Source organism: Opitutaceae bacterium (assembly GCA_015075305.1).
Classification (GTDB): domain Bacteria; phylum Verrucomicrobiota; class Verrucomicrobiia; order Opitutales; family Opitutaceae; genus UBA6669.
Genome location: JABTUS010000012.1, coordinates 22,805 through 38,996 on the forward strand (window position 1 = coordinate 22,805; position 16,192 = coordinate 38,996).

Below are 16,192 nucleotides of genomic sequence, written 5' to 3' on the forward strand. Positions count from 1 at the left end.
TTCCATGTATACGTTCCCGGGGGTTCTAAGACCGTAACCGCATCCATAGCCTTGAGCGGCTCTGGCGCCGGCGGTGGCGGCGGTGCAGCCGGTGGTGGCGCTGGTGGCGCGGCCGGCGGAGCAGCAGGCGGTAGCGCGTCTGGAGGAGGCGGGGGGGGGGCCGACAGCGTTAGCGTCTCATCAACGCAATCGATCGATCCGTATTCAGCAATCGTTAAAACGATCGGCGCTATGCTTTCGGAAGGCAACGCTTCAACGGCATCAGCGGCAGCTCCTGCAACAGGTGCGGCGCGGGGTGGCGCAGGCGCTCCCGCTGCCGGAGGCGGCGCATCTGTCTCGGGAGTCGTGGCCAATCCAGAGCTCGGAATAATCACGGTTACTGCGCCTCCGCCTACCCTAGACAGGGTTGCCGAGTACATCGATTCGATCAACCGGCGATTCGCCCAGAACGTGATGATCGACGTGAAAATCTACTCGGTGAATGCGTCAAAGGAAATGGGGGGGGGGTTTTCGCTCACCGCACTACTGGGCATTCTTGGCAAATACGGACTGGCCGTCGCCGGAGCGCCAATATTGGCGACCACCGCCGCACAAAGCACCATGACGGTAGAGTCGCGCGGCGCCAATCATCAGACCTCGTTAATGATCAGCGCTCTGCAGCAGTTCGGGGATGTGTCGCTGGTACGATCAGGGCAAGTAATCGCGGTCAATGGCCAGCCGGCGCCCATGCAGCTTGCTGAAGAAATCACGTACCTAGCCTCGACAAGCACGACCCAAGCGGCGAATGTGGGTACAACGACAACGCTCACGCCAGGGAAGCAAACGGTGGGGTTTACGGCTAATTTTCTGCCGATGATTCTGGGAGACAACCGCATTCTTCTCCAGTATCAAATCAATCTCTCTTCGCTTTTGGCGCTCACACAGGTCTCTAGCGGGAGTGCCAGCATTCAAACTCCATCTGTTTCGACGCAAACGCTGCAGCAGCAGGCGTTTGTACGAGATGGGGAGTCTATTGTTTTGTTCGGGTTCGATTCCGACCGCAACGCAACCCAAGAGGCAGCGGGCATCGGCAACCTTAGCAAGACCGCGCACACCCAGCGCAATCTGCTGGTGATTGTCATGCAGGTATTCGGCGGTCAGAAAGATGCAGCGCTAAATCCCGCTCAGCGGCCTGCTCAGCACGATTCCCGCAAAGCCGCCTGATCCGGAGAGACCTTATGATCAAGAGACTACCGACATCAATTGCACTCGCAGCGATTCTGGCGGCGCCAGTATGGGCTGCTGAGCCTCACAGTTGGCTAGACGACATGGCGAACATGGATGCGCAGATCAAGATTCTGCGCAAACAAGAAGAGCTACGCGCCGAGCGGGCAAGGGCGGCCTCAAACCTGTCTCCCCTGCCAAAGATTGTCGCCATACATGAGTTTGGCGGGCGTGCGAAGGCAAAGCTGCTACACGAAGATGGCCGTCTTGAGACGGTAGGGGAAAACGACTACATCGGGCAGGGCGTGCGAATCGCGGCCATTACTGCACGAGGAGTAATGGTTGTCATCAGTAGGAAGGGGAAAAAGGAAACCATGACCGAGTTGCTCTTCACTCCGATTGCAACTGCGGGTAGCACTCAACAAGGCAAGGGGCCGGAGATCCCGGCTGCGCTTCTTCCTCCCCCTCCTCCTGTCAACTTTAATGTGGCTGCCCCAACCGCGCCCGCTCAGCCTACGCCGCAACCGAAGTAGCACCATGCTCATAAAGGTCGCTAAGCACACAATCATACTTGGAGGCGATTGGCTGCTTCCTGCCGATAAGGCGGAAGCAAAAAAACAGCTGGTCGAACACAAGGATTGCCATTTCGTTGACAAACGGATTGGCGGCGATCGCGTGCTCGGATTTTTCCGTCCTCCAAAGGGCGCATCCGGCAAACTGCACTCAGGCGTTTTGGCTTGCTCTATGGCATACACCAACGCCATGATCGCTCAGCGTCTGAGTGACGAGGCGGTCTGGGTCGCCGCTATACGGGACGGGATTCCGTTATCGCAGCACGATATCGTTTGCACCGAGGGTGGCGCCCAGCAAATGATCACCGACATTCTCTCCTTCAATCCCGGGGCGAGCATCATCGGCAACTGGCCGGGCGCGGTAAAGTCGCTCGAAGAAGCACTTACCGATCTAACGCCGAAGCAATGGGCAGAATCGCGCGTAAATCCGCCAAGAGCGAGGGCAGTGATTCGCAAGGTGTTCCTCGCGCTTATTATTGCCGCAGTGGCTGTCGCCGGGGTAATTAGCTATACCTCGTACCAAATGCTGATGAAGAATCGCACGCTCGAACAAAGCCGGCAATCGCTGATGCAATCGAAGGAGGAAAAGGAAAAAGAACAGGCTCGTCTCGAAAGCGCGTGGTTGGTCGATATAGGCAAGTCAATTGAGCGGCAAAGAGAGGATTTCAGAAAGGGCGTGCGGCCGAGTGATGCGATGTCGGCTCTCCGCACCATAGTCGCTCAATCAGCGCTACCGCGCAATGGCTGGAGTGCATCAAAAATTGAGTGCGAAGTGGGCGCTCAAAGCTGCACCATCAACTGGGTGCCATGGGCGCGGGCAGAAGGATCTGGCGGTAGCCCGGCATATGCGGCGCATCTTCCGGAAGCGCCAGCCGATATAGCGCAGCTGACAAAGGGAACGGTGCTAACCTCTGCGGCAATCGACTTGCAGCCGAGCCTGCTCAGTCTGGCTAGCAAGGAAGATGCATTAAGGGTGGCCTCATTTCAGTCGAGATTCGGATCTGAGCGTGGCTCCGTGCAATTCATGCAACAAAACACTGAGGTGAAAGCCACGCTGCCAAGTCCACCGCCAGGCTTGGAAAAAGCCACCAATGCTCCGAGCCCTCCAGTGTTGGGCTATATCACGGAATGGCAGGGCACATTTCCTCTCCATACGGCGTCAGCTGCGGCGAATTACCTGTCACAGTCCGGCGTACGCGTCAAAAAGGTCATGATCATGATGAGCGACAACGACGCCACAGTGTCCATGACAGGCCAGGTGCTGCTGTCATTAGCGAAGCAGGGGGATTGATGAGCCTTCTGTTTCCGCGTGCGTTACGCTTAAATCCCGCGGTACAACAAGCGGCAACTGTTACGGAAGTGGAAGAGCAGAGGCGCTCCAATGATCAAAACGTCATAGAGCGCCTCGAGGATCTTCCAAAAGGGGTGCTCATTTCCGGGGCGAAGGGCGCGCTTGAGCTACCGCTGGAGCGCAGGGAGGATTTTGCCCTGATCGCGATCGCCAATAATACAGTGGCAATCCTGGCGACCCAGGAGGCGGCTGCGAAGCCGGTGCTATACGATGTCCGGGGGCGTGTGGTGAAGGCCGGATATCACGCAACAGTCGTTCGCGCTTCCAAAGACATAGTGCGGCTTGCCTATCAGTCCGTCAGAAGTAGCGCCATTGACACCGCGTCTGATGCGACCGATATCGAGCGGCTGATTGGCAAGATCATCAACGCAGCTGAATCCGCGAAGGCCTCCGATGTGCACATCGAGACACGTGGCGCCAGCGCCGACATTCTCTTCCGCGTAAATGGGTTGCGCACCTTCTACGCCAACATTACGTCCGATACGGCACGCGCTGTAGGCCAGGTGCTTTACTCGGTGTTGGCGGATGCCGGATCCAAAGAGGTAGTCTGGAAGGAATCTGAAGTGGCGGATGGCGCCATTGAATGGACGTCTTCTTCCGGTAAGCAGATGCAGCTTCGGTTTAGCAGTTCCCCAATCTATCCGTCTGGCAATTTCCACATCGTTATTCGCCTGCTTTGGATGGAAACCGAAATACCCAAGCTGCAATCCCTGGGGTATTCCAGTTACAAACTGCAACTCCTCGACATGTTGTCTTCCGGCTCGAACGGCATGGTGCTCGTCTGCGGCCCCACGGGATCGGGTAAGAGCACCACCCTGCAATCGGTTATCGGGCGCATTTTCGAGCGACGCGGCAAAGAAATCAAAATCATCACAGTCGAGGATCCGGTCGAATACACAATTCCTGGGGCATGCCAAATCCCGGTTGCAAGGAACCGGGCAATACTGCAGGACAGTACGACAGGCTCGGTGTTTACGACATTCTTGCGCGGCACGCTGCGCCAGGACCCGGATGTGGTCATGGTGGGGGAAATTCGCGATAGCGAGAGCGCCATGGTAACGCGCGACATGGTGCTGGCCGGCAGGAAAGTGTTTGCCACGCTGCATGCATACAGCGCCCTATGGGCATTTGTGCGCCTGCGCGAAATCGGCTTGCCATGGGAGATCCTGACGATGCCGAATTTCATCGCCGGCATCCTGTATCAAAGGCTACTTCCGGTCCTGTGCCGTGAATGCTCCATCCCGATCGTTGGCCGGCGCGAAACCGATCAGGTGGACGAGCAGCTGCTGTATAGGCTAAAGCATGTAGTTGATATGCATGACAGCGATGTCAGGCTGCGAGGCAACGGATGCCAGAAGTGCAACGGCACAGGCATTTCGGGACGGACGGTTGTGTCCGAAATCGTTGTTCCTGACCGCCGCCTACTGTCACTGCTGAGCTCGAATAAATTTCTCGAGGCAGAGGCCTATTGGAAAAAGACGGCAACCGGCGGCCATATCGATGATGCGGGGCAGCCGGCTACGGTATTGCAGGATGCCATCATCAAGATGCGCGGCGGCATGATCAGCCCTCACGACATTGAGAACCAAATAGGCCTTCTGAACTCGGATGCGGGCACCGAGGATTACAGCGCCGAAGGCGGAATATTACGGTGATGGAAGCGCTTCAGGAAACTCTAGCCAGGCTCTCCTTTTCGCAATCAAAGCGGCAGCGCTTCTACGCACTCATGCGTGACTTTGTCGCAGACGGCATGCCGGTGTTCGATGCACTGAAAAGTCTGCATGCGGGGTGCCAGCAGTTAAGCCTGTTTCCTCAGGAAGTATTGTCATCCCTCATGACAGCTATGCGAGGCGCAGGGGGCTCTCCTGCAACGCTTGGGGAGGCCCTTTCCAAATGGGTTGATCCAGTCGAATCGGCACTTATTGATGCTGGGCAAAGGGCAGGGCGCCTGGAAGCCGGTCTCAGTGAAGTTCATTCGATGATGGAGGTCAAGGCCAGAATCCGAGGAACAATTATCAGCAGCATGACCTACCCTGCCATTCTGCTGCTGATGCTGGGTGGGTTCATGTGGATGATGTCATCGCACATCATACCCATCATGCAGGACATTCTTCCGAGGGCACGATGGTCGTTTTCGGCGCGAGTGCTCGGCGGAATTTCGGACAACACGGGGCTGATTCTCGGCTCGCTGTTCGGGGCAATTGCGCTTGTGGCGTTTGGATTTGCCGTAACGGCAACCAAATGGGTGGGGCCGGTTCGCGAAGCGCTCGACAAGTGGGTAATGCCTTGGTCGGTTTATTTACAGATACAGGCATCCATGTTGCTGATCTCAATTTCCATGATGGTTGAGAGCGGCGTTCCGGTCGGGAGTGCAATTAGCCAGCTGCACGCAATTGGCAGTTCGTGGCAGAGGGAGCATCTCGAAAGAATGCAGTCACGCATGCGGCGCGGGCGCAACGAGGCAGAAGCCATTGTGGGCCTTGTGGGGGATAACTCCATGTTCGATAAGGAAACCGCATGGGAAGTGCGCATGTACGGCGGGCGCACAACATTTGCAACCTCGCTGAAATCATTGGCTATGCGCGGCATCGCACGCCTTGAGCGCCGCCTGGTCGTGCAGGCCAACATGATTCGCAACATCCTGATGGCCCTGGTAGCGGGGCTTCTGGCGCTAACGGCCGCCAGCTTTATGTCGATCACCATGTCGCTTACAAGCAGAGCGGTTTGATTTTCTTTTACTGAAAGGAGTAGTCATGATTCAAGGCATTCGAAGCAAACAGAAGGGCTTTACGATCACCGAACTGATGCTGGTGCTCGGTGTGGCAGCCGTTATCATCGGCGGTGCGTTCATCGGTTACAAGAACGTGAGCGCATCGAACACTGCGCAGCAAAATCAATCGTCGACAACCAACCTGGTTGTGGGGGTCAAAACCAAATGGCAGGGCATTGGCTCTTATGCCGCGGTCACGCCGTCGGCCGTCAACGACGCCAAGCTGCTGGCAAAGCCGCTGACGTGGGATTCCGGCACAACGACCATTCGAAACGCATACGATAAGACGATCGGTTTTGCTGGCGCTGCAAGCCACTTCGTGGCTCAGGTCGATGTGCCGGCCGACCAGTGCCTTGAGACCATCGGTTCTCTCGACGGCATTGCCTACCGCATCGATGTGCATACCGCGGCCCGGGCAGCGGCCGATGCCGAGCATGCCACGTATACGGTCAAGGCTGCATCCGGATCAATCGATTCGGCTAAGGCCAATACGCAGTGCGGCGGCGCCACCACCGTGGTTACCGCATACGTCAAGTAACGCACAAGACGGAAGCAAGCGATGGCGCCAGGGCTCCCGCTTTTTTGCGCAGTTCGCAAGAAGCGGGAGAGAGGTGCGGAGGAAATTATCGCAGCCATTGGTCGATGTTTACGTGGCTGCGAATTATCAAAGGCCTAGATAAGATGGAATTGAACGACAAGATAACTGACATGCATCTATGTCTTGCCAGTCCCGGCAAGTCGCTTTTGTTTCCAGGCCCAACCTCCATAACAGCCGAATATGACGATCTTGTGAAAGAGATCACCGCATATACGGACAAGATCAAGAAGGACGACTTCATGGTTACCTATGGGCCGTACTTCTTCCGAGGCCGACGCGATAGGCAGGCTGTCGACGGTGATTGGCTGAGGTTGCGTCGCATGGCCTCTACGCCGCCCATCATCACCGAGCTGCCCACTCCGATGCCAACAGGGGTAAAGAAGCTGGTGATGTCGCCTCATCTGCTTACGGGGGGGCTTGTCTACGTTATCGGAGCACCGGCGTCAGGCAAGACAACGTCATGCTCTGCCGCTGTCGTTTCCAGGTTGACTGAATTCGGCGGATACGCGTACACCGTCGAAGATCCGCCTGAGATGCCGCTAAACGGATGGCATGGAAAGGGGTATTGCTCGCAAACCTGGGTTCCCGGAGACAGCCTGGCGGATTGGCAGTCGGCATTCCGCGGAGTGCTGCGCTCGCAACCATCGGCGACACCTTGCATTCTGTTTGTGGGAGAAGTGCGCGACGCAGAATCTGCAGCCGCATTGGTGCGAGCAGCAAGTTCCGGTTTCCTGGTCTTTGCCACCGGATTCGGCACCGACATTCCTTCGTCCCTTGATACTTTGGTCAGGTTGGCGTCCGAAGGCATGGAATTGAAATCGACGCTGGATTCATTGTCAAACGTGCTGCGTTTGGTGATCCACCAAAGAATCGTGAATGGGCATCTGACCGCGCGCGTGCTGGCCAGCGCCAACGGGCGTACCGCGGTTGCGGCCAAGCTGCGGGAAGGCAGGCTGACACATCTGGAAGGAGATATCCAATACCAGGATAACCAGGTCATGTCTGGCGCGGATATCTTCATGGAACACTTAAAGCAGGCCGCCTAAGAGAGGTATTCCATGCAGGGCGCGTTTCTCATTATGGTTCTGCTCAGCGGCCTGGTGTTGGCAGTCAACCAGCCAGGCATGCTGGCAACCCAGCCTGAGGTGGACAAGGCGGCGCAAATTAACTACCTGCACAAGTACCAGGATTTCGTTCGTTATTCTCATGCGTATATGAAGGCAAACCCTTCCGCAACTGGATCTGTATTCTGGGCAAGCATTAAAACAGCAGGGCCTGCCGCCGTGCAGGATGCCACGTATCCAGCGGACTGGAAATTGGTCGCCGACGGCTCCGGTGGCTTCGTGATTTGCACGCCATTCCCCGACAAGCAAACGGCTGTTGGCATCGAGAGGCACTTGCTGGGAGAGCGCACGGAAAAGGCGGTGCCGGTTGGTACTGACAAGGTTGTCATCGGAGATCCGGCGAATCCGTCCGGCTTGGCGACGGAGGCGGCAAAATGCATTTGAGATCGATGCGGGGATATTTGCTCGTCGAGGTCATGTTGGGCATGACGGTCATGATACTCATCGGTGCGTATCTGCTCCGCCAGTCAGCGCAGTCATCCCACGAGGTGAGCGCGAAAATCTACGCAGACAATATGCTCAAGGTGCGCGAAGCCGCCGACAGCTACGCTGTGGCTAACAAGAGCGGGATCATTGCGGCCACCGACGGCACGACGCCGGAGAATTACTGCAAGGTAAATGTCAATCCAGCCGACGGTACGGGGGGAACGGTTGCCAACAACACCACAAAAAAAACATGCGCCGTCGATGTGACCTGGCTGATCTGGAAGGGGTATCTGCCAGCAGGATTCAAGGAAACAACCCCAGAAGGCAGCCGGTGGGCAGCGATCTATCGCCAGATCGATACGCAAACTCTTGAGGGCATTGTTGTGGCGGCCACCACGGTAGGCGCAGTCACGGTCACGCCCATGGCAACGCTTGCAAAACAGGGGAGCGCCCTCGACAAGGCGGCGACGCTGGCGGGGATAAATGCCGGCATAGTGCCGGATGGCGTCTCGCATCCCTGTCCGTGGCATGCCAGTGATAACACACAGCGCTTCATTTGCGGTACGCAGGGCGCGTGGCAGGCCAAGCTGAGTGATTTTGTGGATTAGGAGAGGAGACTGTATGCGCCATATCTGGAACCTGGCAGCGGGCATCCTTTGCAGCACGCTGTTCGCTGCGGCCCAAGCGGCGCCAATCGTAGTTACTCCTGGAAGCGTTGCAGGGTACATCTACACACCCAAGAGCGCAGGGGCGGGCGGAGGTGATGCCGCTACGCTCGATGCGGCAACGTGTAATGTCACTAAAACCTTTACCAACAGCGTTACGTTTTCCACGCCCGGGACAACGACCTGGACCGTTCCCAATGACATTGGTTGTATCGGATTGGAAGTGGCCGGCGCCGGCGGCGGGGGCGGCGGGGGCGGAAGCGCAGTTTATGGTGTCCCTTATTCAGGGAGTGTGGGTGGAGCCGGCGGGAAGGGCGGAGATTCCTACGTCCAGAATAGTGCCGGAAGATTGGTTTCTATCGGGTGCGGCGGGGGAGGCGGTGCGGGTGGGCCGGGGGCCTACTCAACAGGAACAAGCCCGCTTTGGGTTCTGAACCAGTCCGCATTATCGCGGGGGGGTGGAAGCGGGCATGTCGATAAGACACCCTCGAATATTCTGTCAACCAACAGCCTTTGTGCGTATTCCAACCAGTATTCAAGCACGACTATATGGGTCTATTCAGGAGGAGGCGCATATCCAGGGGTGAATGGGTTCAATGAGGTTGACTGTTTAGTAGCCAACCCAGCGAGAACAAAATCTTCAAAAGGAGGGAATGGAGGAAGTGGGTATAAGTATTTCTCCATAACAACAATCAAGCCTGGCACTACACTTACGCTTAACGTCGGTCAGGGAGGCGGGGGCGGAGGGGGAGCGACAACCGGAGCAATGGGCACGGCCGGCACTCCAAACGCCACATGGTATAGCGCTGAGACCTACCAGTGCCTTGAAAACGGACAAGGCGCGTTGGGCGGTGTGGGTGGGGCAGCGAATGTGAATTGGTGGAGCAGCGGCCCTGGTGGGAATGGCGCAAATGGCGCCAACGGGATGATCAAGATCTATTATTGATTCCTCCCGCGATCGCGGTTTTTTTGTAGAGCCTCTATGAACGAAATACTCCGGTTTCTGGCGAACGAGGAAGGATGCTTCTCGGATGCCCATGTCGAGCAGGGCAGGCCGTTGCGTTTGCGCAAACCCACCGGATGGGAGGATGCGAAGTTCGGTAAAATCGAAGACCATGACATGGAAACCTTCCTGCAGTCTCTCGATAAAGGCTGGGAAGCCAAGATGCGAAAGGGCCAGCCAGTATCGGTGACAATCGATCTGAAGCTGCGGAATATTGGCGATATGCGCTACCGCTGTTTCGCCTATACGATCGATGGCGGAACGCGCGTGGCGGCATCGATGCGCCCGATCCGCAGGGCGCCGGACAGCATGAGCAATCTCGGGCTGCCGCCCATCGTTCATACCTACGCGAAAGCTCCAAAGGGGCTGCTTTTGATAAGCGGCCCCACAGGGTCGGGCAAAACCACGACGATCATGGCGATCCTGTCGAACATTCTCAAGGCCAGACCGGTGCATGTGGTTACCATCGAGGATCCGATTGAATACGTGCTGGACCAGGGGCAGGGGATTACATCGCAACGCGAAGTGGGGGTAGATACGCAGTCCTATGCCGCTGGCCTCAAGGAAGCACTTCGGCAAAGGCCCGACGTCATCATGGTGGGGGAAATACGGGACCAGGACACTGCGTCGACCGCTCTTCGGGCAGCCGAATCAGGCCATTTTGTCGTAGCAACGATGCATTCGCGCAGCGCCATAGGCGCCATACAGAAGCTGCGAGAAATGTCGGAAACGGATGGCAGCACCATAGGGTATTCGCTGATCGGCGTGTTGGCGCAGGTGCTCGTGCCCAGCAAGGACAAGTCCCGCCTTATCTTGGCATCGGAGCTGTTGCATTGCCAGGATCGCGAGATCATCACGAAGATTGGTGAGCAAAAGTGGCCGGCCATTGAGGACGCCATCAAGCGAGGCGACAAGGGGTGTTTATCGATGGGCCAGTCGTTGACCTCTCTAGTGCGCAGCGGGCAGATTGAGCGCGACACGGCATTGGCCGCTGCGTACGATCCATTGTCGCTGCCGGGCTGAAGGGACACGATAAGAGCGGGGGCTTTCGACGAAAACGCATGTTCCGGGGATGTTTTTCCGGCCTAATTAATCAAGGCAACGTGGTTACCATGCATTCTGGGTTAAAAAAAGGATGCGTCAGCCATGTTCTTCAGGAGAAACAAGGAAGCCACTGAGCGGGATGCAAGCGCAGAAATCACGCTTGCTGAAATCCCCAATCGAAAAACCCTAATAGTCCGCGGGATATCGGTGCTGGTGGGCATCGGGGCACTCGTATTCATGGGCTATCAATACCAAAACCGCTCAATCGGCGGTGGCAACGATCCCATATCCAAACTGATCAACCAGCAAGGGGCGAAGAAACCGGACCTGCCCCCATTGCGAGTCGAAGCCGTGCCTCGCCAGGAACAGGGGCCGCAAGCAACGCAACCATCAACGACAGTCTCTCCGGCGACAGAACCGACGACGGCCATTCAACCTGTGGCAGCCACTGCAGGGCCGGCACAATCGGATTCAGCGCCGACCCTCACCCCGCAAGCCCAGAAGACCACCGAGTCCGAGCAAGCCGTCATCGCTTCGCCTGGCCCGGCAGAAAGCCAAGCCAGCCATAGCCCTCCTGCCAAGGGGAAAGAACAAGCGACGCAAAATGTGGTCATTGCCGCCACAGCGATCATCGAACGCGAAGAACAGCAGGCGCCGCAACAATCAAAGGCAGACGCAGGCAAGCTGAAGCGCTCAACAGCATCCAAGACAAAAACGATGACCGCCACTAAAACGGCAAAGGGATCTTCTGTCGAGGACGACAGCGACGCCGGAGTCAGAATCTTCTAGCAACCGGAGGACCACGAATGCGTTATGTGCTTGCAATGATTGCAGCCTTGCTCGGCAGCGCCATACCAGGAGCATCGTCGGCGTTCACCTTGGGCACGCCGGAAGTATTGACGAGGCAAGGGGAGCCGCTACGACTCCGTGTCCCTCTGAATTTGACTGGGAATGAAACAGGCGTTCGGGTTGCGCTGGCCGCTGAAGGGGTATATGCCGCGCTTGGATATTTCTATCCACAGTCGCTCAGGAATGCGAATGCCGAGGTCAAGGACGCAGGCGGGAAAAGCGTCATCGAAATTACGGGTGGCGCGCCGCGCGGGCCGCTGCTTCCCGTCGTCATGGATATTTCAACCAACACCGGAAGCGTCGTAAGACATTTTACGGTGCAGCTGCCAGAGCAAGGCGCGGCTCAGTCGACGGCCACCCCCTCTTCAGCGCCGGCCGTCAAGCGGGCGCAAGTCACGCCAACTGTCGCATCCGGTTCGGCGCAGGGCTCTTTCGCTATCCAGGACATGATCATTCAACAAAGAATCGACTCAATAAAGGAAGCCGAAACGGAAGTCGCTTCAAAAATTGATGGATTGAACAATACCGTCACAGGCCTTGTCACCAGTATCGCGATTTCCATGGATGACACGCGAAAGGTGCAGGAAAGCATAAATAGGCGCCTTGAAGAACGCTTCAGTCGAGATGATCTGACATGGTTCGCGGGCTCCGCGGTAATCGGATTTGTCATCGCCATGCTGCTCTTTGGCGGTCGCAGGAAAGGCTTGCAAGCCGGCATGCGCGTACGGCTGGTCGGGCACGGGCAGCAGCCGATCGAGGGCGAGTTCGTTCGCCTGGTGACGGACAAGAATAAGCCGCTTGCTTACCGCATTGCGGACATGATGTCTGGAGTGCCAAAAACCATGGAAATCAGGGCTCTTGCCGATGATCGCGGGCCGGTCGTGGAGGAAGCGCAGCATCCCCAGCAACTCGACAACTTCAGCCGTCCGGAAACGGCCAGGACTCTTGCTCTTGAACCCATCGCCGAACACGCCGGCTTGAGGCATTAATGGTGATCTCGAAACATTTATTGTTCATCTTCGGGTTGATTCTGGGCGGCACGGTCCACGCCAATGAAGCCCTGCACGGAGTAAAAACAACTCGCGAGGGCGTCCTCTACCGTATTGACGAGGCCGCCCGAACCCCCTCCAGAACAGCCTACCGAATCCTTGAACGGGAGGCCGACGCAGACACGGCCGCCGCGCTGGAGGCCACTCCGGCGCGACTTCATCTCACCGAAAGAATGCAAGTCAAGGATGTGGCTGCCATTCTACTCAAGGATCATGGAATGGCAGTCCGGTTTTCGGGGCAGGGCGCCGTAGTCAAATCCGGTCGCATGGTAGGGCCGGTCGTGGTTTCCGGCTCACTTCTCGGCGCCTTGCGCAACCTTGGCAACCAGGCTGGATTGCAAACAATTGTCCACCGAGATGCAATCGAGTTTGCGGATCGCAAGGGATTTGCGCTCGCGCTTCCATCATTCGAGAACCAGACAGAGATCGCAACCAAGCTGATGGGCACCGGGGCATCAAATATCAAGATGGCTGCGGGCGCGGTTAATTTCGAAGCGGATTCCGATGCGCTGCGCGCCGTCCAACATCTGGTACGCGAATTACGACAAGGACGTCGAGGCGTGAGCCCATTCCTGTCTGACCTTGCTTCACGCCAGCCTGCTCCACCTACACCGCCACCGGCAGCGCCCGATGCGCGCTCTACCGAATTGTCCGTAGCGGAACAGGCGCTCATGAAACAAATGGGAATCGATGCGAAGTCGATCAAGACATCACCTCCCGTATTACCAGTCAAGACAAAGGCCGCAAGTCCGGACCCGTTGCTGGCCTCGACCATAACGATTACTTACGAAGGGGACTTGGTAAAGGCAGTGGAGCGCCTGGCAGAGGAGGCGGAAGTAGCCCATCGCATCGTCTCCAAGCCGCGCAAGCCGGTCAAGGTTAAGCTGAATTTCCGCAACGCTCCACTTCAAGCCGTTCTTGAAGCGCTCGGCCGCCAGTCCAAGGGTAAAGCTGAGATTGTCTATGATAAATCGGCACGCCGCATCGATATTGTTGCTCGCTAGCGCGATTTTGCTAGCGAGCGGCAAGGTGGCCGCCAGCCATCATGTTACATCCTGTTTCGAGCAGGCCGGTGCCCGCTATCGAATTAGCCCGCTCCTGCTCTGGTCTATTGCAAAGACCGAATCCAACTTCAATCCGCGGGCCATTAACCGCAGCAATGCCAACAAAACCTACGATATAGGGATGATGCAGATCAACAGCGCGTGGCTATCGACACTCCAGCGCTACAACATTTCGGAACAAGATCTCTATGACGCCTGCACGAGCATTCATGTTGGTGCATGGATACTTGCGCAGAATGTAGCGAGACACGGGTATACGTGGAAAGCCGTCGGGGCCTACAACGCGGTCACCCCATCCAAGCAGGCCAAATATGCCGCCAAAGTGCTCAAAACAGCAAACGAGGTCGCGGGATCTGCGCCGGCCGTCCCGAGTGTGCGCGAAGCTCCCCGCATCAGAGTCCAAGGATAGGAGGCCGGCATGTCTATGTATGGAATGCCAGACCTATTCATATCCACCAGCTCGCGCGATGCGAAAACGGTCCAGTGGCTCAATTCGCTGTTTCTCTCCGCCGTCAGAAAGGGCGCCTCCGACATCCATTTCGAGGACATGGAGCAGGATACGCGGGTTCGTTTTCGTATCAATGGCACACTGACAACCATTGAATCTGTTCCGCGCATGCTGTCGATCGATGCGATGAACAAGATCCGGGCTCGGACAGATTTACCGCTGTCCGATCTAAGACGCCCGCTCGATGGCAGATTCTCGCTTGATTATAAAAACGATGGCGTCTGCATCGATGTAAGGGCGTCGTTTACGCCGATCATCCACGGTACATCGCTGGTCTGCCGCGTGCTGGATCAGCGCAACACGCTCAGAACGATCGACGAAATCGAGATGACCGATGAGGTGCGTAAGTGGGTGAGCATCCTGCTGCACGAGCCTCATGGCTTATTTCTGGTTTCCGGCCCGACCGGATCAGGCAAAACCTCCACTCTTTACGCAATATTGAACGCTCTGCGCGACGAAACGCGCAAAATCTCAACCATCGAGGATCCGGTTGAATATCGCGTTCCAGGCCTATGCCAGACCAACATCGAGGGCAACCTGACTTTTGCCGATGTGCTGCGCGCGGAGCTGAGGCAGGACCCTGATGTGATCCTTGTCGGGGAAATCCGGGACGCGGAAACCGCGCAGATTGCGTTGCAGGCGTCGATGACAGGGCATCTCGTGCTCTCTACGCTACACGCCAATGATGCCGCGGCATCGGTAGGCCGGATGCTCGATCTGGGCGCCGACCCAAGCACGCTTGGCGCAGCGCTGCGTGGCGTGCTTGCGCAAAGGCTTGTACGCCGACTGGCTGAGCGGCACGACATGGCGCCTCCGACAGAAGCCGAGATATTCTGGCTGCAGAACCATGACATCGAGGTTTCTACGGACAACGTCTTCGGCGTTCCCGTTGAAAACGAAGGAGAGGATGGCTACGACGGACGGGTTCCCGTGATGGAGTTAATCGTCATCGACAGAACGGTGCGCAACGTGCTGCCGCTGAAGGATCCGAAAGCGATACGAACAGTGGCACGCCGGCAGCCGCAGTACCAGACTCTTGCAGCATCGGCCGCCGACCTTGCGCGGCGCGGCCTGACAAGCGTTACCGAGGCCTACACGGTCTCCTCCATTTCCGAACACCTAAGGTCATTCCGTACGCTACCCGAGCGCCTGATCGAGCTGGGCAAGCTATCCCCATATCAGTACGATGTTTGCAAGCAGATACAACTCGAGGCGTCACGTATGGGGCGTCGGATGACGCTTGAGGATGTGCTGGTTTCACAGCGTTACGTTTCGCAATCGGATATCGATGAAGTCACAGATCTATAGCAACTGGCGTGCTGTTCTGTTTGGCGCGGCGATCGGTTTTGCGGCGTGGAGCGCTATGGCGCAAAGCACGGCCGGCATACCGCTTCCGGACATGGACATGCCATATCAGACCGTTTCTGTGCATGAGGATGCGAATGTGGTGCGCGTGTTCTTTATGGGCACCTGCAGCTACTGCAGGCAGGCTCATGCGCCGCTTATTCGATGGGGGAAGAGCTTGCCCAGAACTCTCAAGTTCGAGATGACACCCGTGGCCTCAACGGACCCCGCCCATATGGTGGGGGCGGCGGCTTACTACGCAGTAGAGAGAATTTCGCCTGGGAATACGGATCTGTTCATGGAGCGTGTGTATTCCGCTATCCAGGATCACCGCCAACCGGCAAGCGACCCGCGCACTTATCTGGCAGCCGCACGCGCCATTGGCATCGATCCGCGTGTTTTGAATGATGCGATGCGCAGCAAGGAAAACCGCGACAAGGTGTTTGCAGCGGCACGAATGCTTGCCAGATACAAGGTCGACTCAACTCCATCGATGGCGATCGGCGGGCGCTATGTTGTCGGCACCGAGGTTACCCAGGGGGTGAATTCGAATCTGTTCGATTTGCTTAACGCGGTTACATCGAAATACCTAATTGAGACTGGAAGGGGGAAGGGTTGAGGC

General features: G+C 57.1%; 16 protein-coding genes and 1 pseudogene. 16 read left to right on the plus strand and 1 reads right to left on the minus strand.

Annotated features, from left to right (window positions below):
• Positions 1-71: 71 nt before the first annotated feature.
• Positions 72-155: pseudogene (locus HS122_19425) on the minus strand (RNA-binding protein).
• A gap of 190 nt (positions 156-345) precedes the next feature.
• On the opposite strand from HS122_19425, the gene HS122_19430 reads away from it, so the two are divergent.
• The 16 genes from HS122_19430 (at position 346) to HS122_19505 (ending at position 16,189) form a co-directional block, all read left to right on the plus strand.
• Entirely contained in the window at positions 346-1,203 is an 858-nt protein-coding gene (locus HS122_19430) for a hypothetical protein (GenBank protein ID MBE7540566.1), read from the plus strand.
• 14 nt (positions 1,204-1,217) lie between these two features.
• Positions 1,218-1,736: a hypothetical protein gene (locus HS122_19435; protein ID MBE7540567.1), complete on the plus strand. Its 519-nt coding sequence runs from the start codon at positions 1,218-1,220 to the stop codon at positions 1,734-1,736.
• Between the two features lie 4 nt (positions 1,737-1,740).
• Positions 1,741-3,066, plus strand: coding sequence for a type 4b pilus protein PilO2 (gene pilO2 / locus HS122_19440; GenBank protein MBE7540568.1), 1,326 nt, complete (start codon positions 1,741-1,743; stop codon positions 3,064-3,066).
• Positions 3,066-4,781: a Flp pilus assembly complex ATPase component TadA gene (tadA, locus tag HS122_19445; GenBank protein MBE7540569.1), complete on the plus strand. Its 1,716-nt coding sequence runs from the start codon at positions 3,066-3,068 to the stop codon at positions 4,779-4,781. Before pilO2 ends, tadA (HS122_19445) begins: the two co-directional genes overlap by 1 nt.
• A 71-nt stretch (positions 4,782-4,852) precedes the next feature.
• The gene (locus HS122_19450; protein MBE7540570.1) at positions 4,853-5,854 is read left to right on the plus strand and encodes a type II secretion system F family protein; all 1,002 of its coding nucleotides are present in this window, start codon (positions 4,853-4,855) and stop codon (positions 5,852-5,854) included.
• A gap of 25 nt (positions 5,855-5,879) precedes the next feature.
• Complete coding sequence (locus tag HS122_19455; protein ID MBE7540571.1) at positions 5,880-6,434, plus strand: prepilin-type N-terminal cleavage/methylation domain-containing protein; 555 nt, start codon at positions 5,880-5,882, stop codon at positions 6,432-6,434.
• Between the two features lie 104 nt (positions 6,435-6,538).
• Positions 6,539-7,540 carry a Flp pilus assembly complex ATPase component TadA gene (tadA, locus tag HS122_19460; protein MBE7540572.1) on the plus strand — a complete coding sequence of 334 codons (1,002 nt, stop codon included), beginning with the start codon at positions 6,539-6,541 and terminating at the stop codon, positions 7,538-7,540.
• A 12-nt stretch (positions 7,541-7,552) separates the two neighbouring features.
• Complete coding sequence (locus HS122_19465) at positions 7,553-8,002, plus strand: hypothetical protein (protein MBE7540573.1); 450 nt, start codon at positions 7,553-7,555, stop codon at positions 8,000-8,002.
• 17 nt (positions 8,003-8,019) lie between these two features.
• Positions 8,020-8,652, plus strand: coding sequence for a hypothetical protein (locus HS122_19470; GenBank protein MBE7540574.1), 633 nt, complete (start codon positions 8,020-8,022; stop codon positions 8,650-8,652).
• 1,039 nt (positions 8,653-9,691) lie between these two features.
• Complete coding sequence (gene tadA, locus HS122_19475) at positions 9,692-10,735, plus strand: Flp pilus assembly complex ATPase component TadA (GenBank protein MBE7540575.1); 1,044 nt, start codon at positions 9,692-9,694, stop codon at positions 10,733-10,735.
• Between the two features lie 123 nt (positions 10,736-10,858).
• Entirely contained in the window at positions 10,859-11,545 is a 687-nt protein-coding gene (locus tag HS122_19480; protein MBE7540576.1) for a hypothetical protein, read from the plus strand.
• A 17-nt stretch (positions 11,546-11,562) separates the two neighbouring features.
• Positions 11,563-12,594, plus strand: a complete 1,032-nt coding sequence (locus tag HS122_19485; GenBank protein ID MBE7540577.1) for a hypothetical protein — start codon at positions 11,563-11,565, stop codon at positions 12,592-12,594.
• Positions 12,594-13,658: a DotD/TraH family lipoprotein gene (locus tag HS122_19490; GenBank protein MBE7540578.1), complete on the plus strand. Its 1,065-nt coding sequence runs from the start codon at positions 12,594-12,596 to the stop codon at positions 13,656-13,658. The genes HS122_19485 and HS122_19490 overlap by 1 nt, the downstream gene beginning before the upstream one ends.
• Positions 13,618-14,127, plus strand: coding sequence for a lytic transglycosylase domain-containing protein (locus HS122_19495; protein MBE7540579.1), 510 nt, complete (start codon positions 13,618-13,620; stop codon positions 14,125-14,127). The genes HS122_19490 and HS122_19495 overlap by 41 nt, the downstream gene beginning before the upstream one ends.
• A gap of 24 nt (positions 14,128-14,151) precedes the next feature.
• The gene (locus tag HS122_19500) at positions 14,152-15,534 is read left to right on the plus strand and encodes a type II/IV secretion system protein (GenBank protein ID MBE7540580.1); all 1,383 of its coding nucleotides are present in this window, start codon (positions 14,152-14,154) and stop codon (positions 15,532-15,534) included.
• Complete coding sequence (locus tag HS122_19505) at positions 15,515-16,189, plus strand: DsbA family protein (protein ID MBE7540581.1); 675 nt, start codon at positions 15,515-15,517, stop codon at positions 16,187-16,189. The genes HS122_19500 and HS122_19505 overlap by 20 nt, the downstream gene beginning before the upstream one ends.
• The last annotated feature ends 3 nt before the right edge of the window (positions 16,190-16,192 follow it).

Coding starts and splice junctions, on each gene's coding strand:
- HS122_19455 (MBE7540571.1), top strand. CDS start 5,880: ATGATTCAAGGCATTCGAAGCAAACAGAAGGGCTTTACGATCACCGAA.
- HS122_19505 (MBE7540581.1), top strand. CDS start 15,515: ATGAAGTCACAGATCTATAGCAACTGGCGTGCTGTTCTGTTTGGCGCG.
- HS122_19495 (MBE7540579.1), top strand. CDS start 13,618: ATGATAAATCGGCACGCCGCATCGATATTGTTGCTCGCTAGCGCGATT.
- HS122_19485 (MBE7540577.1), top strand. CDS start 11,563: ATGCGTTATGTGCTTGCAATGATTGCAGCCTTGCTCGGCAGCGCCATA.
- HS122_19450 (MBE7540570.1), top strand. CDS start 4,853: ATGCGTGACTTTGTCGCAGACGGCATGCCGGTGTTCGATGCACTGAAA.
- HS122_19435 (MBE7540567.1), top strand. CDS start 1,218: ATGATCAAGAGACTACCGACATCAATTGCACTCGCAGCGATTCTGGCG.
- HS122_19500 (MBE7540580.1), top strand. CDS start 14,152: ATGCCAGACCTATTCATATCCACCAGCTCGCGCGATGCGAAAACGGTC.
- HS122_19465 (MBE7540573.1), top strand. CDS start 7,553: ATGCAGGGCGCGTTTCTCATTATGGTTCTGCTCAGCGGCCTGGTGTTG.
- HS122_19490 (MBE7540578.1), top strand. CDS start 12,594: ATGGTGATCTCGAAACATTTATTGTTCATCTTCGGGTTGATTCTGGGC.
- HS122_19480 (MBE7540576.1), top strand. CDS start 10,859: ATGTTCTTCAGGAGAAACAAGGAAGCCACTGAGCGGGATGCAAGCGCA.
- pilO2 (MBE7540568.1), top strand. CDS start 1,741: ATGCTCATAAAGGTCGCTAAGCACACAATCATACTTGGAGGCGATTGG.
- tadA (MBE7540572.1), top strand. CDS start 6,539: ATGTTTACGTGGCTGCGAATTATCAAAGGCCTAGATAAGATGGAATTG.
- tadA (MBE7540569.1), top strand. CDS start 3,066: ATGAGCCTTCTGTTTCCGCGTGCGTTACGCTTAAATCCCGCGGTACAA.
- tadA (MBE7540575.1), top strand. CDS start 9,692: ATGAACGAAATACTCCGGTTTCTGGCGAACGAGGAAGGATGCTTCTCG.